The organism is Pseudomonas oryzihabitans (assembly GCF_001518815.1).
In the GTDB taxonomy this organism is placed as follows: domain Bacteria; phylum Pseudomonadota; class Gammaproteobacteria; order Pseudomonadales; family Pseudomonadaceae; genus Chryseomonas; species Chryseomonas oryzihabitans_E.
On sequence record NZ_CP013987.1, the window covers coordinates 1,556,339 to 1,582,868 of the forward strand.

The window sequence follows — 26,530 nt, forward strand, 5'->3', positions numbered from 1 at the left end:
TCAATGTCCACAATTCGTCATATTTCGTTTGATGCCATCATCGTAGGTGGCGGCGGCGCTGGTATGCGCGCTGCCCTGCAATTGGCCCAGTCCGGCCACAAGACCGCAGTCATCACCAAGGTTTTCCCGACCCGGTCCCACACCGTATCCGCCCAGGGTGGCATCACCTGCGCCATCGCCTCGTCCGATCCGAACGATGACTGGCGCTGGCACATGTACGACACCGTCAAGGGGTCAGACTATATCGGTGACCAGGACGCTATCGAGTACATGTGCTCCGTAGGCCCGGAAGCGGTCTTCGAGCTGGAACACATGGGTCTGCCGTTCTCCCGTACCGAGCAGGGCCGCATCTATCAGCGTCCCTTTGGTGGCCAGTCCAAGGACTACGGCAAGGGCGGCCAGGCGGCTCGTACCTGCGCCGCGGCCGACCGTACCGGTCATGCCCTGCTGCACACCCTCTATCAGGGCAACCTGAAGAACAACACGGTATTCCTGAACGAGTGGTACGCCGTGGACTTGGTGAAGAACCAGGACGGCGTCGTGGTCGGTGTCATTGCCATCGCCATCGAAACCGGCGAGACCGTCTACGTCAAAGCCAAGGCCACCGTGCTGGCCACCGGAGGTGCGGGTCGTATCTACGCCTCCACTACCAACGCCCTGATCAACACTGGCGACGGTGTCGGCATGGCGCTGCGTGCCGGCGTGCCGGTGCAGGATATCGAAATGTGGCAGTTCCACCCGACCGGCATCGCCGGCGCCGGGGTACTGGTCACCGAAGGTTGCCGCGGTGAGGGTGGTTACCTGATCAACAAGCACGGCGAGCGCTTCATGGAGCGCTATGCACCCAACGCCAAGGATCTGGCCGGTCGCGACGTGGTCGCCCGCTCCATGGTGAAGGAAGTGCTGGCCGGCAACGGTTGTGGTCCGGATGGCGACCATGTGCTGCTGAAGCTGGACCACCTGGGTGAAGACGTCCTGCACAGTCGTCTGCCCGGCATCTGCGAACTGTCCAAGACCTTCGCCCATGTTGACCCGGTCGTCGCACCGGTACCCGTTATCCCTACATGCCACTATATGATGGGTGGCATCGCCACCAACATCCATGGTCAGGCCATCACTCAAGACGCCAACGGCAACGACAGGATCATCGAAGGTCTGTTCGCAGTAGGCGAAGTGGCCTGCGTATCCGTGCACGGTGCGAACCGGCTGGGCGGCAACTCGCTGCTGGACCTGGTGGTCTTCGGTCGTGCAGCTGGTCTGCACCTGGAGAAGGCACTCAAGGAAGGTATCGAGCACCGCGGTGCCTCGGAAAGCGATCTGGAAGCCTCGTTGCAGCGCCTGTCCGGCGTCAACGAGCGCACCACTGGTGACGACGTCGCTACCCTGCGCAAGCAACTGCAGACCTGCATGCAGAACTACTTCGGGGTGTTCCGCACCGGCGAGTACATGCAGAAGGGCATCGCCGAGCTGGCCGACCTGCGCGAGCGCATCGCCAAGGTCAAGATCAACGACAAGAGCCAGGGCTTCAACACCGCCCGCATCGAAGCGCTCGAGCTGCAGAACCTGCTCGAAGTGGCCGAAGCAACCGCCATCGCCGCCGAAAATCGCAAGGAATCCCGTGGTGCTCACGCCCGTGAAGACTTCGAGGAGCGCGACGACGAGAACTGGCTGTGCCACACCCTCTATTTCCCCGGTGAAAAGCGGGTCAGTAAGCGTGACGTCAACTTCGCGCCGAAGACCGTACCGATGTTCGAACCCAAGGTTCGGACTTACTAAAGGTGACCACCATGTTGAAAGTCAGCGTATATCGTTACAACCCGGATCAGGACGGCCTGCCGTCCATGCAGGAGTTCCAGGTCGATACCGGTGGGAAGGATCTCATGGTGCTGGACGTCCTGGCTCTGATCAAAGAACAGGATGAAGGCTTCTCCTACCGTCGTTCCTGCCGCGAAGGCGTGTGCGGCTCCGACGGCATGAACATCAACGGCAAGAACGGCCTGGCGTGCATCACGCCGCTGTCGGCCGTGGTCAAGAACGACAAGCTGGTCGTGCGTCCGCTGCCCGGCCTGCCGGTCATTCGTGACCTGGTCGTCGACATGAGCATCTTCTACAAGCAATACGAGAAGGTGAAGCCGTTCCTGCAGAACGAGACCCCGGCACCGGCCATCGAACGCCTGCAGAGCCCGGAAGACCGTGAGAAGATCGACGGTCTGTACGAGTGCATCCTGTGCGCCTGCTGCTCGACGTCCTGCCCGTCCTTCTGGTGGAACCCCGACAAGTTCCTCGGCCCCGCTGCACTGCTGCAGGCCTATCGCTTCCTGGCCGACAGTCGTGACACCAAGACCGAAGAGCGCCTGGCGGCCATGGACGATCCGTTCAGCGTGTTCCGCTGCCGCTCGATCATGAACTGTGTGGCGGTCTGTCCCAAGGGGCTGAACCCGACCAAGGCCATCGGCCATGTGCGGGCGATGCTGCTGCAGAGCGGTACCTGATCCACGTCCCGCCCGGCCAGTTGTGCCGGGCGGGTTCGTTAACGACCTCGATAGCTTGATTCAACCAATGTCCATTCAGGGATACCCGGAACAGCATCCGGGCATTGGCGCAGCCGTAGAGAGACCAGGTCTCGCATCGAGACTGGTCATCGGCTGATGCTATCTCTGCCGAAGGGGTGAACTAGATGCACGAAAGTCAGATGCAGCAACTGTGGGACAGCGCTCACCTGTCCGGCGGTAATGCTGCTTATGTGGAAGAGCTCTATGAGCTGTTTCTGCACGATGCCAACGCTGTGCCGGAAGAGTGGCGCACCTACTTCCAGAAGCTGCCCGCTGTCACTGGCAATTCGCCGGACGTTGCGCACTCCGCGATCCGCGACCATTTCGTGCTGTTGGGCAAGAACCAGCGGCGAGCTCAACCGGTCTCGGCCGGTACCGTCAGTTCCGAACACGAGAAGAAGCAGGTCGAAGTCCTGCGGCTGATCCAGGCGTTCCGTCTGCAGGGCCATCAGGCTGCTCAGCTCGACCCGCTGGGTCTGTGGAAGCGTCAGCCACCTGCCGATCTGCTGCTCAACCACTATGGGTTGACCGACGCCGATCTGGATACCACCTTCCGCACCGGTGAATTGTTCATCGGCAAAGAGGAAGCAACTCTCCGCGAAATCAGGGATGCCCTGCAAGAGACATATTGCCGCACGGTCGGTGCAGAGTTCATGCACATCGTCGATTCCGAAGAGCGCCGCTGGTTCCTGCAGCGCCTGGAAAGCGTCCGTGGCCGCCCGCAATATTCCCCGGAAGTCCGCACCCACCTGCTGGAGCGTCTGACCGCCGCCGAGGGCCTGGAAAAGTACCTGGGCACCAAGTACCCGGGCACCAAGCGTTTCGGCCTGGAAGGTGGCGAGAGCCTGATTCCGCTGATCGACGAGATCATCCAGCGTTCCGGCTCCTATGGGGTCAAGGAACTGGTGATCGGCATGGCCCACCGTGGCCGTCTGAACGTGCTGGTCAACACCCTGGGCAAGAATCCCCGCGATCTGTTCGACGAATTCGAAGGCAAGAAGCTGGTCGAGCTGGGCTCCGGTGACGTCAAGTACCACCAGGGTTTCTCCTCCAACGTCATGACCCAGGGCGGCGAAGTCCACCTGGCGCTGGCGTTCAACCCCTCGCACCTGGAGATTGTCTCTCCGGTGGTGGAGGGTTCGGTGCGTGCCCGCCAGGATCGCCGCGGCGATCGCTCCGGCGACAAGGTCGTGCCCGTTGCCATCCACGGCGACGCCGCCTTCGCTGGCCAGGGCGTGGTCATGGAAACCTTCCAGATGTCGCAGACCCGGGCGTACAAGACCGGCGGCACCCTGCACCTCGTCATCAACAACCAGGTGGGTTTCACCACCAACCGCCAGGAAGATGCGCGCTCGACCGAGTACGCCACCGACGTCGCCAAGATGATCCAGGCGCCGATCTTCCATGTGAACGGCGACGATCCCGAAGCGGTGCTGTTCGTCACCCAGCTGGCGGTCGACTACCGCATGCAGTTCAAGCGTGACATCGTCATCGACCTGGTGTGCTACCGCCGTCGCGGCCACAACGAGGCCGACGAGCCGAGCGGCACCCAGCCGCTGATGTACCAGCAGATCGCCAAGCAGCGCACCACCCGCGATCTCTATGCGGATGCCCTGACCCAGGCCGGCGTCGTCACTGCCGAGCAGGTCCAGGCGCAGTTCGAAGCCTATCGGGGCGCCCTCGACGAGGGTCGTCACGTGGTGGCCAGCCTGGTCAAGGAACCCAATCGCGACCTGTTCGTCGACTGGAAACCCTACCTCGGCCATGCCTGGACCGCGCGTCACGACACCGGCTTCGATCTCAAGACCCTGCAGGAACTGGCCAACAAGCTGCTGCAGATTCCGGAAGGCGTCGTGGTCCAGCGTCAGGTAGGCAAGATCCTCGAAGATCGCCAGAAGATGACTGCCGGCGGCCTGCCCCTGAACTGGGGTTTCGCCGAGACCATGGCCTACGCCACCCTGCTGCACGAAGGCCATCCGATCCGCATCACCGGTCAGGACGTCGGCCGTGGCACCTTCTCGCACCGCCATGCGGTGCTGCACAACCAGAAGGACGCCGTGCCCTACGTGCCCCTGCAGCACCTGGCCGAAGACCAGCCGTCGTTCGAGATCTACGACTCCTTCCTGTCCGAGGAAGCGGTACTGGGCTTCGAATACGGCTACGCCACCACCACGCCCAACGCGCTGGTGGTCTGGGAAGCCCAGTTCGGTGACTTCGCCAACGGTGCCCAGGTCGTCATCGACCAGTTCATCACCAGCGGCGAGATCAAGTGGGGTCGTCTCTGCGGCCTGACCATGCTGCTGCCCCATGGCTACGAAGGCCAGGGTCCGGAGCACTCGTCGGCTCGTCTGGAGCGTTACCTGCAGCTGTGCGCCGAGCAGAACATCCAGGTCTGCGTACCGACCACGCCGGCACAGATCTACCACCTGCTGCGTCGTCAGGTGATCCGCCCGCTGCGCAAGCCGCTGGTAGTGCTCACGCCCAAGTCGCTGCTGCGCCACAAGCTGGCCATCTCGACCCTGGAAGACCTGGCCCATGGCTCCTTCCAGACCGTGATCAACGAACTGGATCAGATCGATGCCCAGCAGGTGAAGCGCCTGGTTCTGTGCAGCGGCAAGGTCTACTACGACCTGCTGGAAAAGCGCCGCAGCGAAAATCGCCAGGACATCGCCATCGTTCGCCTGGAGCAACTCTATCCGTTCCCGGAAGACGACCTGGCCGAGGTACTGGCTGGCTACCCGAACCTCGAGCGCGTGGTCTGGTGCCAGGAAGAGCCGATGAACCAGGGTGCTTGGTACTGCAGCCAGCATCACATGCGTCGCGCCGTGTCCGGTTACAAGCAGGGCCTGGGTCTGGAATACGCCGGTCGCGATGCGTCCGCTGCGCCGGCCTGCGGTTATGCCTCCATGCACGCCGAGCAGCAGGAAAAACTGCTGCACGATGCTTTCTCCGTTTGATTCGCCACGCGACTACTAAAGATCACTAAGGAAATTCATAGAATGGCTATCGAGATCAAAGCCCCTACCTTCCCGGAATCGGTCGCTGACGGCACCGTCGCTACCTGGCACAAGAAGCCGGGCGAAGCGGTCAAACGTGACGAACTGCTGGTCGACATCGAGACCGACAAGGTCGTGCTGGAAGTCGTGGCACCGGTCGATGGCGTCCTGGCCGAAGTCCTGAAGAACGAAGGCGACACCGTGCTGAGCGAAGAAGTCATCGCTCGCGTGGAAGAGGGCGCCACTGCCGCCGCCGCGCCGGCTGCCCAGCCGGCCGCCGCCAGTGCTCCGGCTGCCGCACCGGCTGCCGGTGGTGAAGAGGATCCGATCCTCGCTCCCGCCGCACGCAAGATCGCCGAAGAAAACGGCATCGACCCGGCTACCCTGGTCGGCACCGGCAAGGGTGGTCGCATCACCAAGGAAGACGCCGTCGCCGCTGTCGAGGCCAAGAAGTCCGGCGCCGCTGCTCCGGCTGCCAAGCCCGCTGCCGCCGCTGCTCCGGTGGTGACCGCTGCTGGCGATCGCACCGAGAAGCGTGTGCCCATGACCCGCCTGCGCGCCAAGGTCGCCGAGCGCCTGGTTGAAGCCCAGTCCAGCATGGCCATGCTGACGACCTTCAACGAGGTCAACATGAAGCCGATCATGGACCTGCGCTCCAAGTACAAGGACATGTTCGAGAAGAAGCACAATGGCGTACGCCTAGGCTTCATGTCCTTCTTCGTCAAGGCGGCCACCGAGGCGCTCAAGCGCCAGCCGGGCGTCAACGCCTCCATCGACGGCAACGACATCGTCTACCACGGCTATCAGGACATCGGCGTGGCCGTGTCCAGTGACCGTGGCCTGGTAGTGCCGGTGCTGCGCAACGCCGAGTTCATGAGCCTGGCGGAAGTGGAAGGCACCATCGCTGACTTCGGTAAGAAGGCCAAGGCCGGCAAGCTGACCCTGGAAGACATGCAGGGCGGCACCTTCACCATCTCCAACGGTGGTGTCTTCGGCTCGCTGCTGTCCACGCCCATCGTCAACCCGCCGCAGACCGCGATCCTGGGCATGCACAAGATCCAGGAACGCCCGATGGCGGTGAACGGCCAGGTGGTGATCCTGCCGATGATGTATCTTGCGCTGTCCTACGACCATCGCCTGATCGATGGCAAGGAAGCCGTGACCTTCCTGGTCACCATGAAGGACCTGCTGGAAGACCCGGCTCGTCTGCTGCTGGACATCTGATCCGGCTCTCGCGGTGCGGGGCAGGGGCCACGCACCGCTTCAAGTTTTCCTGCCTGAAGCTGCTCCAAGGGGATTAGTGTATGAGCGACAAATTCGACGTAGTGGTGATCGGCGCCGGCCCTGGTGGCTACGTGGCCGCCATCCGTGCCGCGCAGCTCGGTCTGAAGACGGCCTGTGTCGAGCGCTACAAGGGCAAGGAAGGCAAGGTCGCCCTGGGCGGTACCTGCCTGAACGTGGGTTGCATTCCTTCCAAGGCGCTGCTGGACAGCTCCTACAAGTACCACGAGGCCCACGAAGGCTTTAAGGTCCACGGGATCGATGCGCCCAACGTCACCATCGACGTGCCCACCATGATCGGCCGCAAGGACCAGATCGTGAAGAACCTCACCGGCGGCGTGGCCACCCTGTTCAAGGCCAACGGCGTAACCCTGCTGGAAGGCAACGGCAAGCTGCTGTCCGGCAAGAAGGTCGAAGTCACTGGCCTGGACGGCAACGTCCAGGTGGTCGAGGCCGAGAACGTCATCCTGGCGTCCGGCTCGCGCCCCATCGACATCCCGCCGGCTCCGGTGGACCAGAAGGTCATCGTCGATTCCACCGGCGCCCTGGAATTCCAGAGCGTGCCCAAGCGTCTGGGCGTGATCGGTGCCGGCGTCATCGGTCTGGAACTGGGTTCGGTCTGGGCTCGCCTGGGTGCCGAAGTCACCGTGCTGGAAGCCCTGGACAAGTTCTTGGTCGCCGCCGATGAGCAGGTGTCCAAGGAAGCCTACAAGATCCTCTCCAAGCAGGGTCTGAACATCCGCATGGGTGCTCGTGTGACCGGCTCCCAGGTCAACGGCGAAGAAGTCACCGTCAACTACACCGAAGCCGGTGAAGAGAAGCAGATCACCTTCGATCGCCTGATCGTTGCCGTGGGCCGTCGTCCGGTCACTACCGACCTGCTGGCGTCCGACAGCGGCGTGGAAAGCGACGAGCGTGGCTACATCTACGTCGATGACTACTGCGCCACCAGCGTTCCGGGCGTGTTCGCCATCGGTGACTGTGTACGCGGTCTGATGCTGGCCCACAAGGCCTCGGAAGAGGGCGTGATGGTCGCCGAGCGTATCGCCGGTCACAAGGCTCAGATGAACTACGATCTGGTGCCCTCGGTGATCTACACCCACCCGGAAATCGCGTGGGTCGGCAAGACCGAGCAGGCGCTGAAGGCCGAAGGCGTCGAAGTCAACGTTGGCACCTTCCCCTTCGCGGTCAGCGGTCGTGCCCTGGCGGCCAACGACACCGCCGGCTTCGTCAAGGTCGTGGCCGATGCCAAGACCGATCGCGTCCTGGGCGTCCATGTGGTCGGCCCGAGCGCGGCGGAACTGGTGCAGCAGGGCGCCATCGCCATGGAATTCGGCACCAGTGCCGAAGACCTGGGCATGATGGTGTTCTCGCACCCGACGCTGTCCGAGGCGCTGCACGAAGCAGCCCTGGCGGTGAATGGTCATGCGATCCACGCAGTGAATCGCAAGAAGCGGTAAGAGATTTACGGAACCACGGGGTCGCCGACCGCCGTGGAGCCTCCGGGCTCCACCGCAGGAAGGCACCTCGGACCCTTGCGAGGCAGGGGTCACAGGTGGCGCGGTGCCCGCGACCGTCCAGAGGACGGCTCGGAGAACGCACAGCGTCGAATGCGCAATACCCAACGAAGACGGTAGACAAGCATGAATCTCCACGAGTATCAGGGTAAGCAGCTGTTCGCTGAATACGGCCTGCCCGTTTCCAAAGGCTACGCTGTCGACACCCCCCAGGAGGCCTACGAGGCTTGCGGCCGTATCGGCGGCGACGAGTGGGTCGTCAAGGCCCAGGTACATGCCGGTGGCCGTGGTAAGGCTGGCGGTGTGAAGCTGGTCAAGAGCAAGGAAGAAGCCAAGGAATTCGCCGCCAAGTGGCTGGGCCAACGTCTGGTGACCTACCAGACCGACGCCAACGGTCAGCCGGTCAGCAAGATCCTGGTTGAATCCTGCACCGACATCGACAAGGAGCTCTATCTGGGCGCCGTCGTCGATCGCTCCAGCCGCCGCATCGTGTTCATGGCGTCCACCGAAGGTGGCGTGGACATCGAGAAGGTCGCTCACGACACTCCGGAGAAGATTCTCAAGGCCACCATCGATCCGCTGGTAGGCGCTCAGCCTTACCAGGGTCGCGACCTGGCTTTCCAGCTGGGCCTGAAAGGTGACCAGATCAAGCAGTTCACCCAGATCTTCGTCGGTCTGGCCAAGCTGTTCCAGGACTACGACCTGGCCCTGCTGGAAGTGAACCCGCTGGTGATCAAGAAGGACGGCAACCTGCACTGCCTGGATGCCAAGATCAACATCGACAGCAACGCCATCTACCGTCAGCCCAAGCTGCGCGCCTTCCACGACCCGTCGCAGGACGACGCCCGTGAAGCCCATGCGCAGAAGTGGGAACTGAACTACGTAGCCCTGGAAGGCAGCATCGGCTGCATGGTCAACGGTGCCGGTCTGGCCATGGGTACCATGGACATCGTCAACCTGCACGGCGGCAAGCCGGCCAACTTCCTGGACGTTGGCGGCGGTGCGACCAAAGAGCGCGTGACCGAAGCCTTCAAGATCATCCTGTCCGACAGCAACGTGAAAGCCGTTCTGGTGAACATCTTCGGCGGCATCGTGCGCTGCGACATGATCGCCGAAGGCATCATCGGTGCCGTGAAGGAAGTCGGTGTGAAGGTGCCGGTCGTGGTTCGCCTCGAAGGCAACAACGCCGAACTCGGTGCCAAGGTCCTGGCCGAAAGCGGCCTGAACATCATCGCGGCAACCAGCCTGACCGACGCTGCCCAGCAGGTCGTCAAGGCCGCGGAGGGTAAGTAATGAGCGTCCTGATCAATAAAGACACCAAGGTCATCTGCCAGGGCTTCACCGGCAGCCAGGGTACCTTCCACTCCGAACAGGCCATCGCCTACGGCACCCAGATGGTCGGCGGCGTGACCCCCGGCAAGGGCGGCTCCACCCACCTGGGCCTGCCGGTGTTCAACACCGTCAAGGAAGCCGTGGAAGCTACCGGCGCTGACGCCTCGGTGATCTACGTTCCGGCTCCCTTCTGCAAAGACTCCATCCTGGAAGCGGCCTTCGGCGGCATCAAGCTGATCGTCTGCATCACCGAGGGTATCCCCACCCTCGACATGCTGGATGCCAAGGTGAAGTGCGACGAACTGGGCGTACGCCTGATCGGCCCGAACTGCCCCGGCGTCATCACCCCCGGCGAGTGCAAGATCGGCATCATGCCCGGTCACATTCACCTGCCGGGCAAGGTCGGTATCGTGTCGCGTTCCGGCACCCTGACCTATGAAGCCGTGAAACAGACCACCGACGCCGGCTTCGGCCAGTCCACCTGCGTGGGCATCGGCGGCGACCCCATCCCGGGCTCGAACTTCATCGATATCCTGAAGCTGTTCCAGGAAGATCCGCAGACCGAAGCCATCGTCATGATCGGCGAGATCGGCGGTAGCGCTGAAGAAGAAGCCGCGGCCTACATCAAGGCCAACGTGACCAAGCCGGTGGTGTCCTACATCGCCGGTGTCACCGCACCGCCCGGCAAGCGCATGGGCCATGCTGGCGCCATCATCTCCGGCGGCAAGGGCACTGCGGACGAGAAGTTCGCTGCCCTGCAGGACGCTGGTGTGAAGACCGTGCGTTCCCTGGCTGACATCGGCAAGGCCCTGGCCGAGCTGACCGGTTGGGAAGTCAAGAAGGCCTGAGCCTGACTGACTGTAGAAAAGGCCGCCCTCGGGCGGCCTTTTTCATGGGCGCGTTCATGACGCCTCATCACCTGTCGGCTGCCTTTTCGCCGGTAATTCGTTAGGATGGCAACCTTCCGCTCCATCGGCCACCTCGTGGCCCTTCCAAGACCTGCTCCCAAGAGGGTGGGCTGCCTCGTTTTCCTCATTGCTGGTACTGCCTTCCATGAAAGCTTTGCAAAGCCGGGACGTCCTGGCCCTCGGATTCATGACGTTCGCGCTGTTCGTCGGCGCGGGCAACATCATCTTTCCCCCGATCGTCGGCCTGCAGGCTGGCGAGCACGTCTGGAGCGCCGCCCTGGGCTTTCTGCTGACCGCAGTCGGGCTGCCGGTGCTGACCCTGATCGCCCTGGCGCGCGTCGGTGGCGGCATGGATGCCCTGAGCAGGCCGCTGGGCCAGACGGCTGCCCGGGCGCTCGCCATCGTCTGCTACCTTTCGGTGGGGCCGCTGTTCGCCACCCCGCGCACTGCCACGGTCTCTTTCGAGGTAGGCGTCGGGCCCCTGCTGGGTAACGGACCGATCCCGCTGTTCCTCTACAGCCTGGCCTATTTCCTGGTGGTGCTGCTGGTCTCCCTCTATCCGGGGCGACTGCTCGACACCGTCGGCCGCTTTCTCGGTCCGCTGAAGATCCTCGCCCTGGCGGTGCTGGGCGGCGCGGCGCTGTTCTGGCCAGCGGGTGGTCCTGCCACGGCGGCGCCCGACTACGCCTCGCGGGCGCTGTCCCAAGGCTTCGTCAACGGCTATCTGACCATGGATACACTGGGCGCCCTGGTATTCGGCATCGTCATCGTCAACGCCATTCGTGCCCGGGGCGTGACCGCCCCCGAGCTGCTGACACGCTATACCATCATCGCCGGCCTGATCGCAGGGGTTGGCTTGGTGCTGGTCTATCTGAGCCTGTTCCAGCTCGGGGCCGGCAGCGGGGCGCTGGTACCCCATGCCAGCAATGGCGCCGAGGTGCTGCATGCCTATGTGCAGCACACCTTCGGCAGTGTCGGCAGCGACTTCCTCGCGGTGCTCATTACCTTGGCCTGCCTGGTCACGGCAGTGGGTCTGACCTGCGCCTGCGCGGAGTTCTTCAGTGAGTTCCTGCCCTTCAGCTATCGCAGCCTGGTGGTCCTGCTGGCAGCCTTCTCGCTGCTGGTGTCCAACCTCGGCCTGACCCAGCTGATCCAGATCTCGGTGCCCATTCTCACCGCCATCTATCCGCCCTGTATCGCCTTGGTGGTCCTGAGCTTCTTCACCGCTCGCTGGGCGGCGCCCGGTCGCATCGTCGGGCCGGTGCTGCTGGTGGCGCTGGCATTCGGCATTCTTGATGGCTTGCAGACCGCCCACCTGACGGTGCCCTATCTGGGGGATGCCGTGCAGTGGCTGCCACTGGCCGACTCGGGCCTGGGCTGGCTGTTGCCGGCCGTGGTGGTGGGCCTCGTTGCCCTGGTGCTGGAAAGTCTGCGTCGCGGAGGCCGGGCGACAGAGAACGAGGCCGAGCCAGATCCCTCGCGCTCCTGAATCAGTCGTCCACAAAAAAGCCCGCATCAGCGGGCTTTTTTCATAACCGATCAGCTTACGGCTTGGGCTGGGTAGCCGGCGCGTTGCCGTTGGCGGTACCAGTGGCCGGGCTGACCGAGGTGGCTTCGCCGTTGGTTTGCTCCTTGGCAGCCTCGTTGGCGGCTTCGTTGCGCTGCTCGGCAGCCTTGTTGCTCTGCTCGGCGGCTTTGTTCAGGTTTTCCTGAGCTTTCTGTTCGGTCTTGGCAGCATCCTGAGCCTTGTTTTCGGAAGGCTTGTCACAGGCGGCGAGGCCGAAGGCGGCAGTGAAGAGCAGGGCGATGGCGAAGGGCTTTTTCATGTGTTTTCTCCTTATGAACTACACGACAGCCGTTCGAGCGCACCGTTAAAAGTTAAGTTCCGCGTCTATCTCAGGCATCGCCCAAATTCCTACCTGTATCGCGAACCGGAACCGGAAAGGTTGAAATGTTGCGTGTCGCCCCCATCTCCGCCACATCGCCAGGCATCTGGCGCGTACCTATCGATAGCGGAGTTCGTAGCATGAGTGTGGAGACTCAAAAGGAAACCCTAGGCTTCCAGACCGAAGTGAAGCAGCTGCTTCACCTGATGATTCACTCGCTGTATTCCAACAAGGAAATCTTCCTGCGCGAATTGATTTCCAACGCCTCCGATGCGGCCGACAAGCTCAGATTCGAGGCCTTGTCCAAGCCCGATCTGCTCGAAGGCGGGGATACGCTTAAGATTCGCCTGAGCTTCGACAAGGAGGCCGGCACGGTCACCCTCGAAGACAATGGCATCGGCATGAGCCGTGAAGAGGTCATCGCCCACCTTGGCACCATCGCCAAGTCCGGCACTGCCGATTTCCTGAAAAACCTCAGCGGCGACCAGAAGAAGGATTCCAACCTCATCGGTCAATTCGGTGTGGGCTTCTATTCGGCCTTCATCGTTGCCGACCAGGTCGATGTCTATACCCGTCGTGCCGGCCAACCCGCCGCAGAAGGCGTGCACTGGTCGTCCAAGGGGGAAGGGGAGTTCGAGGTCGCGACCATCGACAAGCCCGAGCGCGGTACCCGTATCGTGCTGCACCTCAAGCCCGAGGAGCTGGAATTCGCCGATGGCTGGCGCCTGCGCAACGTGGTCAAGAAGTACTCCGATCACATCGGTCTGCCCATCGAGTTGCCCAGGGAACAGCAGGAGAGCGAGGAAGAACAGTCGGCCGAAGCCGAGTGGGAGACCGTCAACCGTGCCAGCGCGCTCTGGACCCGTCCGCGTACCGAACTCAAGGACGAGGACTACCAGGAGTTCTACAAGCACGTCGGCCATGACTTTGAGAGTCCCTTGACCTGGAGCCACAACAAGGTCGAGGGCAAGCTCGAATACACCTCGCTGCTGTATGTGCCGGCCCGTGCCCCCTTCGATCTCTACCAGCGCGAAGCGCCCAAGGGCCTCAAGCTCTATGTGCAGCGCGTCTTCATCATGGATCAGGCCGACCAGTTCCTGCCGCTGTACCTGAGATTCATCAAGGGTGTGGTGGACTCCAACGACCTGTCGCTGAACGTTTCCCGCGAGATCCTGCAGAAGGATCCGGTGATCGACTCCATGAAGTCGGCCCTGACCAAGCGGGTGCTGGACATGCTGGAGAAGCTGGCCAAGAGCGAGCCGGAAAAATACCAGTCGTTCTGGGGGCACTTCGGCCAGGTGCTCAAGGAAGGTCCGGCGGAAGACTTCGCCAACCGCGAGAAGATCGCCGGCCTGCTGCGCTTCGCCTCGACTCACAATGGCGACGACGCTCAGAACGTTTCCCTGGCCGACTACATTGGCCGCATGAAGGAAGGTCAGGACAAGATCTACTACCTGACTGGCGAGAGCCATGCCCAGATCAAGAACAGCCCGCACCTGGAAGTCTTCCGCAAGAAGGGTGTCGAGGTGCTGCTGCTGACCGATCGCATCGACGAGTGGCTGATGAGCTACCTCACCGAATTCGACGGCAAGCACTTCGTCGATGTCGCCCGTGGCGATCTGGACCTCGGCAAGCTGGACAGCGAAGAAGACAAGCAAGCCCAGGAAGAGGTGGCCAAGACCAAGGAAGGCCTGGTGGAGCGCCTCAAGCAGGCCCTGGATGCTCAGGTCAGTGAAGTCCGCGTCTCCCATCGCCTGACCGACTCGCCGGCGATCCTCGCCATCGGTGAGCAGGACCTGGGGCTGCAGATGCGCCGGATTCTGGAAGCCAGCGGCCAGAAGGCGCCTGATTCCAAGCCGATCTTCGAGATCAATCCGCAGCACCCGCTGATCGAGAAACTCGATGGCGAGCCCGACGAGGATCGTTTTGCCGACCTGTCGCACATCCTGTTCGATCAGGCTGCGCTGGCCGCGGGCGATAGCCTCAAGGATCCCGCCGCCTATGTCCGCCGGTTAAACAAATTGCTGGTGGAATTGTCCGCTTAAAGATAGAGAAGCCCGCCTCGGCGGGCTTCTTTCTATCCACCCTTTGGAGGACCCCATGGTCGATGTCACTGTAAAACCCGTTGCCTACGAAATCGATGGCCAGCCGTTCGAGAGCCAGCTGGTCTACGCCACCAGTGGTAATCCCACTCGACCTGGCGTGCTGTTCGCGCCGAACTGGATGGGGGTGTCCCACGGTGCCGTGGAGCAGGCCAAAGAACTCGCCGAGGTCGACGGTCTGGCCTACCTGGTGGTGGACTTCTATGGGCGTAACGTCCGGCCGCAAAATGCCGACGAGGCCCTGGCAGCCATGACGCCGATCCGTGGCGATCGCGCCCTGCTGCGCCAGCGCATGCAGGCGGCCTATGCGGCGCTGGTTGCCCAGGCGGAGACAGCGGCGGTGGACGTCCATCAGATCGCGGCCATCGGCTTCTGCTTCGGTGGCTGCGCTGCTTTGGAGCTGGCGCGCGATGGTGCCCCGCTGAGCGCGGTGGTGACCTTCCACGCCAATCTCGATACGCCTACATCGGCCGATGCGGCTCGTATCACCGGCCCGGTGCTGGTGTTGCACGGTGCCTCGGATCCGATGGTGCCAGACGAGCAGCTCACCGGTTTCCGCCAGGAAATGGATGCCGCCCAGGTAGATTGGCAGTTGCTGAGCTATGGCGGCGCGGTGCATTCCTTCACCGATCCCGAAGCCAACAATCCGGGCAAGCAGCAGTACCACCCGGTGGTCGCCAAGCGTGCCTTCCTGGCGATGCACAACCTGTTCGCGGAAGTCTTCGCCCAAGGCTGAGTGCTTGCCAACACCTGCCGGCGCCCTGACCGGGCCCGGCAGGATCAGCCGCGGATGACTTCGTCGGTGAAGTCCAGCGGTGTCCGGCAGCGCCGGCACAGATAGCGTCGCCCCTTGCGCACCAGCGCGTGACGCTGGGCAGTGAACTCGAAACGACCATCCGGGCAACTGCAGCGATACAGATAGAGCGTTCGGGCTCGCTGTGGCAGCTCATAGGTATGGCAGCGATCCGGCGGCAGCCCATAGACGCCACGCATGATCAGCTGCCATTCCTCGCCGTGAGGCCTGATGCCACCGCCAAACAGTTGATGCGCCACCAGATGCGCCACCTCATGGGCGACAGTCTGTTCGAGAAAATGGCCCCGGTTTTCCTGATAGAGCTGCCCGTTGAATCTCAGCCGATTCTCGGTGAGATGAGCGACGCCGGCCCGCTGGCCACGCAGGGCCAGGCTGACTTCGGGGCGGGGAAAGCGGCGTTTGAAAAAGGCCTCGGCCTGCCGATAGCAGTCTTCGACCCGGTCTTTGAGTTGTTCAGGCATGGGCAACCTCTGGAGCGCCGGGCAATTATGCCGAAGCTCGTGCCTGTGCCCTAGCGTCCGCGGTCGGCTGGTGGCCGTAGTGCCGCCGCAGGGTATCCATGGCCGCATTGATGGCCTGCAGCCGGCCGGTGCTGCCGCCGTGATCGGGGTGATGACGGCTGGCGAGCTGGCGATAGCGGCGGCGGATCTGGCCATAGTCGGCCGAGCGATCCAGGCCCAGCAGGCGCAGGGCTTCCAGCAGCTCCGATTCGCCGTTGACCAGCGCCCAGAAGTGATTGAGCAGATTCGCCACGTCTTCGGGCGTGGTGGTCTCCAGCTGGGTGAGATCCAGGTAATAGGCACGCAAGGGGTCGGCCACGACCAGTCCGGCGCGGGCGCGCAGATAGGGGCGCAGCTCGATGCGCAGGGCGCTGATGATGAGTTCGGCGCGTTGCTCCGCACGCAATTGGTCGCGCAACTGGTAGAGGGCGTTGAAGACGCGAAAGTGCAGGCGGAAGAGTTGATAGTTGTCGGTTACCGGACGGGGTGGGATCAGCGGCGAGCCTGCCCGGCGCAGGGCCTGCAGCAATTCGTACTCCGACAGGCTGGTCTGGGCCCTGAGCAATTCCTGGTGCAGCGCCTTCATGAGCTCCTGGGTATCGCTCATGGCTGCCGGTCGCTCCGGACTGACGTTCGGGGTAGGGCGCCGGCCGCTTTGCGCGTAAAATGCCGGCCTTTCGTTTTTTCCTTTCGCGGATTCATCCATGGGCACCCTTTCGGTCAACCAGAACAAGCTGCAGAAACGCCTGCGCCGTCTTACCGGCGAAGCCATCGCCGACTACAACATGATCGAGGACGGCGACAAGGTCATGGTCTGCCTGTCCGGCGGCAAGGACAGCTACACCCTGCTCGACATGCTGCTCTATCTACAGAAGGTCGCCCCGATTCGTTTCGAGATCGTGGCGGTCAACCTCGACCAGAAACAGCCGGGCTTTCCTGAACACGTTTTACCTCAGTATCTGGCGGAGCTGGGGGTCGAGTACCACGTTCTGGAACGTGATACCTATTCCGTGGTGAAGGAAAAGATCCCCGAGGGCAAGACCACTTGCTCGCTGTGCTCGCGCCTGCGGCGGGGCATTCTCTACACCTTCGCCGATGAGATCGGCGCGACGAAGATGGCGCTCGGCCATCATCGCGATGACATGGTAGAAACCTTCTTTCTCAATTTGTTCCATGGCGGCACCCTCAAGGCCATGCCCCCCAAGCTGCGCGCCGACGACGGGCGCAACGTGGTGATTCGCCCGCTGGCCTATTGCAACGAGAAGGACATCGAGGCCTACGCCGTCCTGCGCGAATTCCCCATCATTCCCTGCAACCTCTGCGGCTCCCAGGAAAACCTGCAGCGCAAGGTGGTCAAGGAGATGCTGCTGGAGTGGGAGCGCAAGACGCCGGGACGTACCGAGATCATGTTCCGCGCCCTGCAGAACGTCGTGCCGTCGCAACTGGCCGATCGCGAGTTGTTCGATTTCGCCAGTCTCAAGATCGATGACAGCGCGACGCCGCGCTTCGTCCAGGTGATGAATCTCTGATGCGGGATTACACCTGGCTGCTCGAATACGCGCTCAACCGCTGCGGTTCCCGCGCGGCCCTGGAGGCGCGGCTGCCGCAACCGGTGGACGCCGCGACCCTGAGGTCCGTGGGCGATGACCGCTATCTGTCGCTGTTGACCCGCCGCATCTTTCGCGCCGGGCTCAAGCACAGCCTGGTGGATGCCAAGTGGCCCGCCTTCGAGGAGGTGTTCTTCGGCTTCGATCCGGAGAAGGTGGTGCTCATGGGCGGTGAGCGTCTGGAGCGGCTGATGCAGGATGCGCGGCTGATCCGCCACCTGGGCAAGCTGCGCAGCGTGCCGATCAACGCCCAGATGGTGCTCGATTTTCAGCGTAGCCATGGCAGCTTCGGTCAACTGCTGGCCGAGTGGCCAGGCCAGGACATCGTCGGTCTGTGGGAGCTGCTGACCAAGCGGGGCAACCAGCTGGGTGGTCTGTCGGCACAGCGTTTCCTGCGCATGGCCGGCAAGGACACCTTCCTGGCGACCGACGACGTGGTGACGGCGCTCAAGGCGCAGAACATCCTCGACAAGGCACCCACCGCCAAGCGTGACCGCCAGAAGATGCAAGAGGCCTTCAATCTCTGGCAGGAACAGAGCGGACGGCCGCTCTGCCAGCTGTCGGTGATGCTGGCTCTGACGGTGAATCATTGAGTGATGCCCTGGCGCGCGCTCAAGGCCTGCTCGAAAGGGCCGAGCGGGTGCTGTTCATTACCGGGGCAGGGCTGTCCGCCGATTCCGGACTGCCGACCTATCGCGGTCTGGGTGGCCTGTACAACGGCCTCACCGATGAGGGCGTCCCCATCGAGGCGGCGCTGTCGGGCAGCATGTTGCGGCAGCGTCCCGACGTCTGCTGGCGCTATCTTGCCCAGCTCGGACGAGCCTGCGCCGCGGCCGTGCCCAATGCGGCGCACCAGGCGATCGCCAGCTTCGGTCGGCGTTGTCCCGGCAGCTGGGTGCTGACCCAGAACATCGATGGCTTTCATCGGCAATCGGGGTTTCCGCTGGCGCGGCTGATCGAGATCCATGGGCAGCTGGAGCCGCTGGCCTGCATGAGCTGTGGGCAGGCGGTGGCGGATGCCCAGGCCTGCCTCGCAGGTCCGTTGCCACCGCGTTGCCTTGGCTGCGGTGGCATCCTGCGGCCACCGGTGGTGCTGTTCGAGGAGGCTCTGCCGGTCACCGAGCTGCAACGTCTGCAGGCTGCAGTGGCGGAGGGTTTCGATCTGGTGATCGCCGTCGGCACCACGGCTGCCTTTGGTTATATCCAGGCACCGATTGGCCAGACCCTGGCGCAGGGTGGCGATCTCATTGAGATCAACCCGGACCGTTCGTCGTTGAGCGGTCTGGCGACCATTCAGCTCAAAAAAAGGGCCGTAGACGTCCTTCCTCGGCTTTTGAGTCACATCAGCGGCTAAAAAAACTTGCTATCTGTGATCCAGGTCGGCAAGGTGGCGAAACTTTGAAAAAACGTCACGGTCGTGCCCATGCCAAGGAACCGCCTCGCACCCCTCGTGCCTCTGTCTTTTGTCTGTCTGCTCGCCGCCTGCGCAAGTGCACCGCAAAGCCCCGACGCCGCGGTCGCCCAGGATCAGTCCAGCTCCTCCCACACCTTCCAGATTGCCTCGCTGCATAGCCTGAGCAGTGCTGCCAACGGCTCGACGGCCGTGGAGAGCGAGGCAGGTCCGCAGCGTCCGGTCTTCCCTCATACCCGCTCACCGCAGCAGCTCGACTGGGATCACGAAGTGGGCCCGCGTCAGGCGCTACCCAATCTGGCAGACCAGATCCTCGACCGCGCGACCCAGCTGGTAGGGACGCCCTATCGCCGTGGCGGCAGCAGCTTGACTGGTTTCGATTGCAGCGGCTTCGTCAATTACGTGTTCCGCGAGCGGGCCGGCATGAACCTGCCGCGCTCGACCCGCGAGATCATCGATCTCGAAGTGCCGGTGGTGAGCAAGAACGATCTGGAACCCGGCGATCTGTTGCTGTTCAATAGCAACGGCCGTGGTCGGGTCAGTCACACCGGTATCTACATGGGCGAAGGCAAGTTTATCCATTCCTCCAGTCGCCGGAGCGGCGGGGTGCGAGTGGACAGCCTGGACGACCAGTACTGGAAGGTGAGTTTCCTGGAAGGCAAGCGCGTATTGCGCTGAAGCGTATCGCCGCGATTGTCGCCGGTGCGCTTCGAGGACCCACCGGTGCTGCGTGGCAGGCCGGCGGCGATCAATGGATAACTAAGGATGTTCCCAATGCCGCATGCGGCTCGCCTCGGATTGTATTGCGCCTTCGTGCTGCTGGCCGCCTGTGCCGGCAGACCGCCCCAGGCACCCGCACCGGTAGCCCCGGTCGCCTCTCGTCCCATGCTGGAAAGCCAGGCCCAGGCGGCTAACGATGTGCTCTTTCGCGCTATCGGGCTGGTGGGCACGCCCTATCGCTATGGTGGTAATACACCGGCTGGCGGTTTCGACTGCAGTGGCCTGATTGGCTATGTCTATCGCGACGCGGCCGGCGTCACCCTGCCACGCTCGACCCGGGAAATGATTACCCTGGGTTCGCCCAATGTGGCACGCAATGCCCTGCAGCCTGGCGACTTGATCTTCTTCGCCACCGCGGGCGGTCGCCAGGTGAGCCATGCCGGCATCTATGTCGGGGAAGGGCGCTTCGTGCATGCGCCGCGCACCGGCGGTACCGTACGCCTGGACAGTCTGGCCAAGCCCTATTGGCAGAAAAGCTACCTGCAAGCCAAGCGGGTCCTGTTCACGCCGAGTCTCGCCGGCGGCTATTGAACCCCGCTTCGCCTGGGCCGCTCGAATAGGCATCCAGCCCGTGCGGAGCCCATCATGCCCCAGCCGATACGTCTGCCGCCCCAGCCGGCTCGTTGCGAGCTGTGCGGTCGGGCGGCACCGCTCACCCGTCACCATCTGATTCCTCGTTCGCTGCACGACAAGGGCTACGTGCGCAAGAAATTCGACCGCGTCAGCCGGATCACCGCCACCCTCTGGGTCTGCCGACCCTGCCACAACCATATCCACCAGACCTTCGACGAGAAGACCTTGGCACTGGAATACAACAGTCGCGAGCTGCTCCTCAGCGATGCGCGCATTCGCCAATTCGTCGACTGGCTGGCAGCCAAGCCCGATGGCTTCGTGCCCAAGCGCTAGATAATACCACCCCTATAGATTGGAGCGTTTTGGAGTTCTCCTTGCTGTCCTGAGTGGCGCAAAACGCAAGTGATCAACGGCGAGGGGAGGGTGAAAGGCCTGGGTCGCGGTTTGTTGAGGGAGGGACGACTACCGCCGGAAATGTAAAGGCCGCCGAGGGCGCCCTGGTCAAAACTGTTGGCTGTCTCTCAGCTCCGGGGTTGCGTGGCACGGTAGCGCGCCGCTGCGATTAGGATGAGGCAAAAGCCACGGCGAAATCGGCCAGTCCGGTTCGACCTCACGAGGAGCGTCGATGAGATCCTTCGCCCTGCCAAGCCTGGCGGGGATCCTGCTTTTGTCTTCCGCTGCTTTGACCCAGGCGGATGAGGCGACCCTGACGCGGGGCGAATATCTGACTCGCCTGGGTAACTGCCAGGGCTGCCATACCCGCCCGGATGGCGCACCCTTCGCCGGCGGTGTCGCCTTCGATACGCCCTTCGGCCGCCTCTATTCGAGCAACATCACCCCGGATCGCCAGCAGGGGCTGGGCGACTGGACGGCGGATCAGTTCCGCCGCGCGCTGCACGACGGCCTCGGCCGTGAAGGCGAGCAGCTCTATCCCGCCTTTCCCTATACCGCCTTTACTCGCCTGAGCGACGAAGACGTCGCTGCTATCTTCGCCTTCCTGCGGATCCAGCGGCCGGTGCCCTATGCGCCGCCAGCCAATGCCCTGCGATTCCCCTATGACCAGCGTGCGCTGATCCGTGGCTGGAAGTGGCTGAACTTCACCCCAGGCCCGCTCCCCGCAGTGGCCGATGCCCGGCTGGCGCGGGGCGCCTACCTGGCCGAGGCCGTGGGGCACTGCCAGGAATGCCATACCCCGCGAACCTGGAGCCAGGGGCTCGATAGCGGTCGGGCCTATGCCGGGGCGACCCAGCAGGGCTGGACGGCCTGGAATCTCACCCCGGACCCTCGCGGTCTCGGCGGCTGGAGCGATGCCAAGCTCGCCAGTTATCTGCGTGAAGGGCATCAGCGTGGGGAGGCCGTGGCGGCGGGGCCCATGGCCGAGGTGGTGAGCGGCGGTACCCGCCATCTGGACGACGCCGATCTCGCTGCCCTGATCGCCTATCTGCGGACCTTGCCTGCCCAGCCAGGAGCGGTCCCCGCGCGCGCCGAGGTGCAGCCGCCCGGGGAAGGCGGACCTCTCACGGCGGGCGAGGCGGAAAGCGCAGCCCTGTTGCAGTCGGCCTGCGCCAGTTGCCATGCGCCGGATGATCGCGGTCCGGCTGGACCCTATCCGCGTTCCTTCAGCAACTATTCGGCGGTACGCGATCCGGCCGGGACCAACCTCGTACGCGTGCTGCTCGACGGGCTCGATCGTCAGGGCCGCACTGAGCATGCCTTCATGCCAGCCTATCGCGATCTGCTCAGCGACCAGCAGCTCGCCGACCTGGCCACTTACATCGGCCGCCGTTTCGGTGGCCATGCCGCCGCTATCCGTCCCGCGGATGTGGCGGCCGCGCGCGAAGGAGAGAAATAACAGTGGCGGCCATCGAGCTCAAGGTCAACGGCGAGACACGGCAGCTCGACGTCGATCCACGCATGCCTCTGCTGGACGCCCTGCGCGACGAGCTGGGTCTGAAGGGACCGAAATTCGGCTGTGGCCTGGGTGAATGCGGTGCCTGCACCGTGCTGGCGGATGGCAAGCCCGTCCGCGCCTGTCTGCTACCCGCGACGTCCTTCGTTGGTCGTGATCTGCTGACGCTGGAGGGCTTGGGTACCCCTGAGGCGCCCCATGCGTTGCAGCGGGCCTTTATCGAAGAACAGGCAGCCCAGTGCGGCTATTGCATCCCGGGCATGGTGATGACCGCCCAGGCGCTGCTGGAACGAGTGCCCGATCCGAGCGATGCGCAGATCCGCCAGGCGCTGGCGGCCAACCTCTGTGGCTGCGGCACCCACTACCGCATCCTGCGCGCGGTCAAGCGGGCGGCGGTGCTCTTGCGTGACAAGCAGGCCCCGGCATGACGCTGTCGCGACGCGCCTTTCTCGGCGGCGGCGCGGTGCTGCTGCTGGGCTTCAGCCTGCAGCGACCGGTCGCTGCCCAGGTGCTGCCCGCACCCGCCGATAGTGCCGCCCTGGCCAAGACCCTCGATCAGCGGCAATTGGATGCCTGGCTGGCGGTGGATGCCCAGGGCCAGGTCACTGTCTACAGCGGCAAGGTGGAGCTGGGGACCGGGGTCAGTACGGCGCTGCGCCAGATCGTGGCCGAGGAGCTCTGTGTGGCCTTCACCGCCACCCGGTTGATCCAGGGGGATACCCGGCTGACCCCGGATCAGGGCATCACCGCGGGCAGCAAGAGCCTGCAGGTAGGTGGTGCCCAGTTGCGCAAGGCCGCTGCCAGTGCGCGGCAATTCCTGTTCCTCGAAGGATCGCGGCGGCTAGGTCTGGATCTGGCGGTGGTGGATACGGTGGATGGCCGTGTGGTGTATCGCGGTGATCCCACTGGACGCTATGTCAGCTATGGCGAGCTGGTCGGCGGGCGGCCTCTGGGTCGGCTGGTCAACCAGGCCGTACGGACCCGGGCCATCAAGGATTACCGCCTGGTCGGTACTTCGGTGCCGCGCGAGGACATTCCCGCCAAGCTGTTCGGGAGCTTCGATTACGTCCATGACTTGCGCCTGCCCGGCATGCTGCACGGTTGCGTGGTGCGACCGCCCTGCACCGGCTCGGCGCGGCTGGCGGGGGTGAGCATTCGCGGCATTGATGCCAGTGCGCTGCCTGCCGGTGCTCAACTGGTGTACGAGGGCGCCTTCGTCGCGGTCTTGGCGGCGCAGCCATGGCTGGCGCGACAGGGGGCTGCGGCACTGCGGGTGGACTGGAGTCTGGTGCCGGACATGCCGCTGCCGGGCGAGCTCTATGCGCACCTGGAAGCCAAGGCCGGCCCGCCCGAGGTGCAGCAGGAGGCGGGTGATGTCGAGCAGGAGCTGGCGAACGCTGCGCAGCGGCTCGATGCCGAGTACCGCTGGCCCTATCAGAATCATGATTCCATCGGCCCCTCCTGCGCGGTGGCCGAGGTCCGCGCGGATGGTGCCACGGTCTGGAGTGGCACCCAGGGTGTCTATCAGCTACGAGCGGCCTTGGCGGATCTGCTAGGACTGCCGGAGGAAAGCATCTATGTGATCTATCAGCAGGCCTCCGGCTGCTATGGCCACAACGGCGCCGATGATGCGGCTGCCGATGCGGCGCTGCTGTCCAAGCTGAGCGGCCGACCGGTGCGGGTGCAATGGAGTCGCGCTGACGAGCACGGCTGGAATCCCAAGGGGCCAGCCATGCTGATGCGCCTGGCCGGTGGTCTGAGCACTGCGGGCGACCTGCTCGCCTGGCGCTTCGCCAACTGGACACCTACCCACCTGACCCGGCCCAATGACCAGACTGGCAGGACGGCGCTGCTCGCCGGACAGCTGGCCTACAACCTGCCGCTCAAGGGCGGGCGGGGCGGTGGCAACCGTAACGCCCCGCTGGATTACGACGTGATCAATGTCCAGGTATCCACGCACTGGCTGGAAGCCAGCGATTCGCCGCTGCGACCGTCGGCCTTGCGTGCCCTCGGGGCGGTCGGCAATACCTTCGCCAATGAATCCTTCATGGATGAGTTGGCCTTGGGGGCCGGGGTCGATCCGCTGGAATTCCGCCTGCGCTATCTGCAGGATCCAAGGGCGCGGGCGGTGCTACAGGCCGCTAGCGCCAAGGCCGGGTGGCAACCGCCGGTCCTGCAGGAAAAGGCTTGGGACGGTGCCCCCGCGAAAGGTCAGGGTCTGGCCTTCCTGCGCTACGAAAACGAGAACGCCTATGTGGCCGCGGTGGTCGAGGTGGCGGTGAGCGAGGCCACGGGTATCCGGGTCACTCGGGTGGTGGTGGCCCATGATTGCGGTCTGATCGTCAACCCGGACGGCTTGCGCAATCAACTGGAGGGCTGCGTGGTGCAAGGCATCGCCCGGACCCTCAAGCAGGCGGTGCGCTTTGATCACCAGGGGGTGACGAGCCTGGAGTGGAGCGCCTATCCGCCGCTGACCTTCGATGAGTTGCCCGAGCTGGAACTGGAGCTGATCGATCGGCCAGAGGAGCCGGCGGTGGGTGCCGGGGAGGCCACCACTGCCGCCATCCCCGCAGCCATCGCCAATGCCGTCGCCGCGGCGACCGGTCTGCGCCTGCGCGAGGTGCCCTTGAACCGCGAGCGCCTGCGCGCCGCGCTGGCCGCTCGCGGTTAGGCGCGTTTCAGGCGCTGCTTGAAAAACAGCACGCCACCGGCGCCCAGCAGGGCCACTACCGCGGCGCCGATCCACAGGGGCTCGTTGCCGGCAAAGCTGAATTGGTGGGCGCCCTTGGCGGCCAGGTAACCCGGGCTCATCATCAAGGGCGCCCAGACGATGGCGGACAGCACGTTGGCCGACTGAAAGCGCAGCTGGTTCATGGCCATCATCCCGGCCACCAGGGGCACGGTGTTGCGGATCATGGTCAGGAAGCGGCCGCCGAACACCGCGAAGAAGCCGTAGCGGCGGAAGAACAGCCGGGTCTTGGCTACCTGCTTGCGATAGCGGCGGAAGGGCGGCCGGTGGACGATGCTGGGCCCGAGCCAACGGCCGATGATGTAGGAGCAGATGTCGCCAAGGATCGCGCCAACGATGGCGGCCAGCACCAGCGGTACTGGCGAGAGGACCCCTGAGCCAGCCAGGCCGCCGACCACCAGCATCAGTGCCGTAGCCGGAATGAAGACGCCCAGCAGCACCAGGGATTCGCCAAAGGCGAGCAGGCCGACGATCAGCGGCGCCCAGGCCTGATGGGTTTCGATGAAGCCAAGCAGCGATTGCGTGAGAGATTCCATGAGGGCCACTCTTGCCGGAAAGTCCTAAGACTACGCGGCGTCCTGAGTCTGCCAGCCGTTTCAACAGCTTGAATCAATTTCCGTTGCCGGAAGTGCGCAGGAGCGCGCATTGGCGCCCCGGCTGCCGACCTCAGGTCTCCGCCAGGGCGTCCTGAGCGGCCTGCCAGCGCAGGTCGTGGCGTTCACCCACGACGAAGCGATCGCCCTGGAAATCCCAGCGCTCCACCTCGACGGTCTTGTCGGCGCCTTCACCGACCAGCAGGCGATTGAAGGAATTGGGCGAGGTACCGCGCACCCGAGAGGAGAGGGCGGTGCCGGCCTGGACGATCCAGACCTCGCGGGGCAAGGTTGGGTATTGCCGGCTCAGCGGCAGCACATAGGGCAGGTGGATGTGGCCACCCATCACCAGGTCCAGACCGGCATCGGCCCAGGTGGCGAGGGCATGATCGGCGTTATGCTGCAGGTTGCTGAGGTCGCTGAGTTCGAGGGCGCCAAAGGGCTGATGGGCGATGACGATGCGCAGCTTGTCCGGTCCGGCGCGGCGCAGGCGCTCGGCCACGCGCTCGATCTGCGCGGTGCTCACCGCACCGTCCTTGTGGCGCTGCGGAGCGGTGGTGTTGAGGCCCACCAGCAGCAGCTCGTCGTTCTCGAAACTGGGCTCCAGATCCCCACCGAAATGGCGGCGATAGTTGCCATAGGGCGTCAGGAAACGGGCGAAGACGTTGTACAGCGGCAGGTCGTGGTTGCCCGGGATCACCAGGGTGCGTGGGATGCCGTAGCTTTCCAGGCGTTCGACGAATACCTTGGCGGCGGCGAATTGCTCGCGCCGGGCGCGCTGGGTGATGTCCCCCGAGAGGATGAGGACATCGGCGCCGTGTTCGCGGACATGGGCTTCCAGGGCCGCGACCACGGCAGGTTGCTCGGTGCCGAAGTGAGTATCGGAGATTTGCAGAAGGGTCGTCATGAGGACCTGGTTTCCAACGGATTCCCCTTTACGACCGCAACGGGCGCCAAGCTATCCAGCAATGCTGTCTAAAGGCTAGTCCAAGGCCTGCCAGCCACGCGCAGCAGCCTTGA

24 protein-coding genes are annotated in these 26,530 nt (G+C 63.9%); 19 read left to right on the forward strand and 5 right to left on the reverse strand.

Annotated elements, in window-relative coordinates; translation table 11 throughout:
- Window positions 1–3 precede the first annotated feature (3 nt).
- The 8 genes from sdhA to brnQ all read left to right on the forward strand — a co-directional run bounded on the left by sdhA (window position 4) and on the right by brnQ (window position 12,075).
- Window positions 4–1,776, forward strand: a complete 1,773-nt coding sequence (sdhA, locus tag APT59_RS06970) for a succinate dehydrogenase flavoprotein subunit (protein ID WP_059314193.1) — start codon at window positions 4–6, stop codon at window positions 1,774–1,776.
- A gap of 11 nt (window positions 1,777–1,787) precedes the next feature.
- The gene (locus APT59_RS06975; protein WP_059226978.1) at window positions 1,788–2,492 is read left to right on the forward strand and encodes a succinate dehydrogenase iron-sulfur subunit; all 705 of its coding nucleotides are present in this window, start codon (window positions 1,788–1,790) and stop codon (window positions 2,490–2,492) included.
- A 185-nt stretch (window positions 2,493–2,677) separates the two neighbouring features.
- Complete coding sequence (locus APT59_RS06980) at window positions 2,678–5,509, forward strand: 2-oxoglutarate dehydrogenase E1 component (RefSeq protein WP_059314194.1); 2,832 nt, start codon at window positions 2,678–2,680, stop codon at window positions 5,507–5,509.
- A 42-nt stretch (window positions 5,510–5,551) separates the two neighbouring features.
- Window positions 5,552–6,772: a 2-oxoglutarate dehydrogenase complex dihydrolipoyllysine-residue succinyltransferase gene (gene odhB, locus APT59_RS06985; protein ID WP_059314195.1), complete on the forward strand. Its 1,221-nt coding sequence runs from the start codon at window positions 5,552–5,554 to the stop codon at window positions 6,770–6,772.
- An 80-nt stretch (window positions 6,773–6,852) separates the two neighbouring features.
- Window positions 6,853–8,289: a dihydrolipoyl dehydrogenase gene (gene lpdA, locus APT59_RS06990; RefSeq protein ID WP_059314196.1), complete on the forward strand. Its 1,437-nt coding sequence runs from the start codon at window positions 6,853–6,855 to the stop codon at window positions 8,287–8,289.
- Between the two features lie 183 nt (window positions 8,290–8,472).
- Complete coding sequence (sucC, locus tag APT59_RS06995; protein WP_007159249.1) at window positions 8,473–9,639, forward strand: ADP-forming succinate--CoA ligase subunit beta; 1,167 nt, start codon at window positions 8,473–8,475, stop codon at window positions 9,637–9,639.
- Window positions 9,639–10,526, forward strand: a complete 888-nt coding sequence (gene sucD, locus APT59_RS07000; protein WP_027602680.1) for a succinate--CoA ligase subunit alpha — start codon at window positions 9,639–9,641, stop codon at window positions 10,524–10,526. The genes sucC and sucD overlap by 1 nt, the downstream gene beginning before the upstream one ends.
- Before the next feature lie 205 nt (window positions 10,527–10,731).
- Entirely contained in the window at window positions 10,732–12,075 is a 1,344-nt protein-coding gene (gene brnQ / locus APT59_RS07005) for a branched-chain amino acid transport system II carrier protein (protein WP_059316843.1), read from the forward strand.
- Between the two features lie 55 nt (window positions 12,076–12,130).
- Here brnQ and APT59_RS07010 read toward each other — a convergent pair whose 3' ends face one another.
- The gene (locus APT59_RS07010; protein ID WP_059314197.1) at window positions 12,131–12,412 is read right to left on the reverse strand and encodes a hypothetical protein; all 282 of its coding nucleotides are present in this window, start codon (window positions 12,410–12,412) and stop codon (window positions 12,131–12,133) included.
- 200 nt (window positions 12,413–12,612) lie between these two features.
- On the opposite strand from APT59_RS07010, the gene htpG reads away from it, so the two are divergent.
- Both htpG and APT59_RS07020 read left to right on the forward strand, forming a co-directional pair.
- Complete coding sequence (htpG, locus tag APT59_RS07015) at window positions 12,613–14,517, forward strand: molecular chaperone HtpG (RefSeq protein WP_059314198.1); 1,905 nt, start codon at window positions 12,613–12,615, stop codon at window positions 14,515–14,517.
- A gap of 55 nt (window positions 14,518–14,572) precedes the next feature.
- Entirely contained in the window at window positions 14,573–15,310 is a 738-nt protein-coding gene (locus APT59_RS07020; RefSeq protein WP_059314199.1) for a dienelactone hydrolase family protein, read from the forward strand.
- A 44-nt stretch (window positions 15,311–15,354) separates the two neighbouring features.
- On the opposite strand, the gene APT59_RS07025 is transcribed toward APT59_RS07020, so the two are convergent.
- Complete coding sequence (locus APT59_RS07025; RefSeq protein ID WP_059314200.1) at window positions 15,355–15,849, reverse strand: SprT family zinc-dependent metalloprotease; 495 nt, start codon at window positions 15,847–15,849, stop codon at window positions 15,355–15,357.
- 25 nt (window positions 15,850–15,874) lie between these two features.
- The gene (locus APT59_RS07030; RefSeq protein ID WP_059314201.1) at window positions 15,875–16,495 is read right to left on the reverse strand and encodes a DNA-J related domain-containing protein; all 621 of its coding nucleotides are present in this window, start codon (window positions 16,493–16,495) and stop codon (window positions 15,875–15,877) included.
- 97 nt (window positions 16,496–16,592) lie between these two features.
- Between APT59_RS07030 and ttcA the strand changes: the two genes are divergently transcribed.
- From ttcA to APT59_RS07075, 9 genes are all read left to right on the forward strand, one after another.
- Complete coding sequence (gene ttcA, locus APT59_RS07035) at window positions 16,593–17,417, forward strand: tRNA 2-thiocytidine(32) synthetase TtcA (RefSeq protein ID WP_059314202.1); 825 nt, start codon at window positions 16,593–16,595, stop codon at window positions 17,415–17,417.
- Window positions 17,417–18,088, forward strand: a complete 672-nt coding sequence (locus tag APT59_RS07040; protein ID WP_059314203.1) for a DNA-3-methyladenine glycosylase I — start codon at window positions 17,417–17,419, stop codon at window positions 18,086–18,088. The genes ttcA and APT59_RS07040 overlap by 1 nt, the downstream gene beginning before the upstream one ends.
- On the forward strand, window positions 18,085–18,849 hold the full coding sequence (locus tag APT59_RS07045; RefSeq protein WP_059314204.1) for an SIR2 family NAD-dependent protein deacylase: 765 nt from the start codon (window positions 18,085–18,087) through the stop codon (window positions 18,847–18,849). The genes APT59_RS07040 and APT59_RS07045 overlap by 4 nt, the downstream gene beginning before the upstream one ends.
- 96 nt (window positions 18,850–18,945) lie before the next feature.
- Window positions 18,946–19,584: a C40 family peptidase gene (locus APT59_RS07050; protein ID WP_420480500.1), complete on the forward strand. Its 639-nt coding sequence runs from the start codon at window positions 18,946–18,948 to the stop codon at window positions 19,582–19,584.
- A 96-nt stretch (window positions 19,585–19,680) separates the two neighbouring features.
- Complete coding sequence (locus tag APT59_RS07055) at window positions 19,681–20,217, forward strand: C40 family peptidase (protein ID WP_059314206.1); 537 nt, start codon at window positions 19,681–19,683, stop codon at window positions 20,215–20,217.
- 54 nt (window positions 20,218–20,271) lie between these two features.
- Window positions 20,272–20,592: a hypothetical protein gene (locus APT59_RS07060; protein WP_059314207.1), complete on the forward strand. Its 321-nt coding sequence runs from the start codon at window positions 20,272–20,274 to the stop codon at window positions 20,590–20,592.
- Window positions 20,593–20,884: 292 nt separating this feature from the next.
- Window positions 20,885–22,111 carry a cytochrome c gene (locus APT59_RS07065; protein ID WP_059314208.1) on the forward strand — a complete coding sequence of 409 codons (1,227 nt, stop codon included), beginning with the start codon at window positions 20,885–20,887 and terminating at the stop codon, window positions 22,109–22,111.
- A gap of 62 nt (window positions 22,112–22,173) precedes the next feature.
- Window positions 22,174–22,596 (forward strand): (2Fe-2S)-binding protein, encoded by a 423-nt coding sequence (locus APT59_RS07070; RefSeq protein ID WP_237140606.1) that lies wholly within the window; start codon window positions 22,174–22,176, stop codon window positions 22,594–22,596.
- Window positions 22,593–24,839 (forward strand): xanthine dehydrogenase family protein molybdopterin-binding subunit, encoded by a 2,247-nt coding sequence (locus APT59_RS07075; protein WP_059314210.1) that lies wholly within the window; start codon window positions 22,593–22,595, stop codon window positions 24,837–24,839. Before APT59_RS07070 ends, APT59_RS07075 begins: the two co-directional genes overlap by 4 nt.
- Here the strand turns inward: APT59_RS07075 and APT59_RS07080 are convergent.
- Window positions 24,836–25,453, reverse strand: coding sequence for a DedA family protein (locus tag APT59_RS07080; protein WP_059314211.1), 618 nt, complete (start codon window positions 25,451–25,453; stop codon window positions 24,836–24,838). The two genes, APT59_RS07075 and APT59_RS07080, sit on opposite strands and share 4 nt — an antisense overlap.
- Window positions 25,454–25,583: 130 nt before the next feature.
- Entirely contained in the window at window positions 25,584–26,417 is an 834-nt protein-coding gene (locus tag APT59_RS07085; RefSeq protein WP_059314212.1) for a metallophosphoesterase family protein, read from the reverse strand.
- Between the last annotated feature and the right edge of the window lie 113 nt (window positions 26,418–26,530).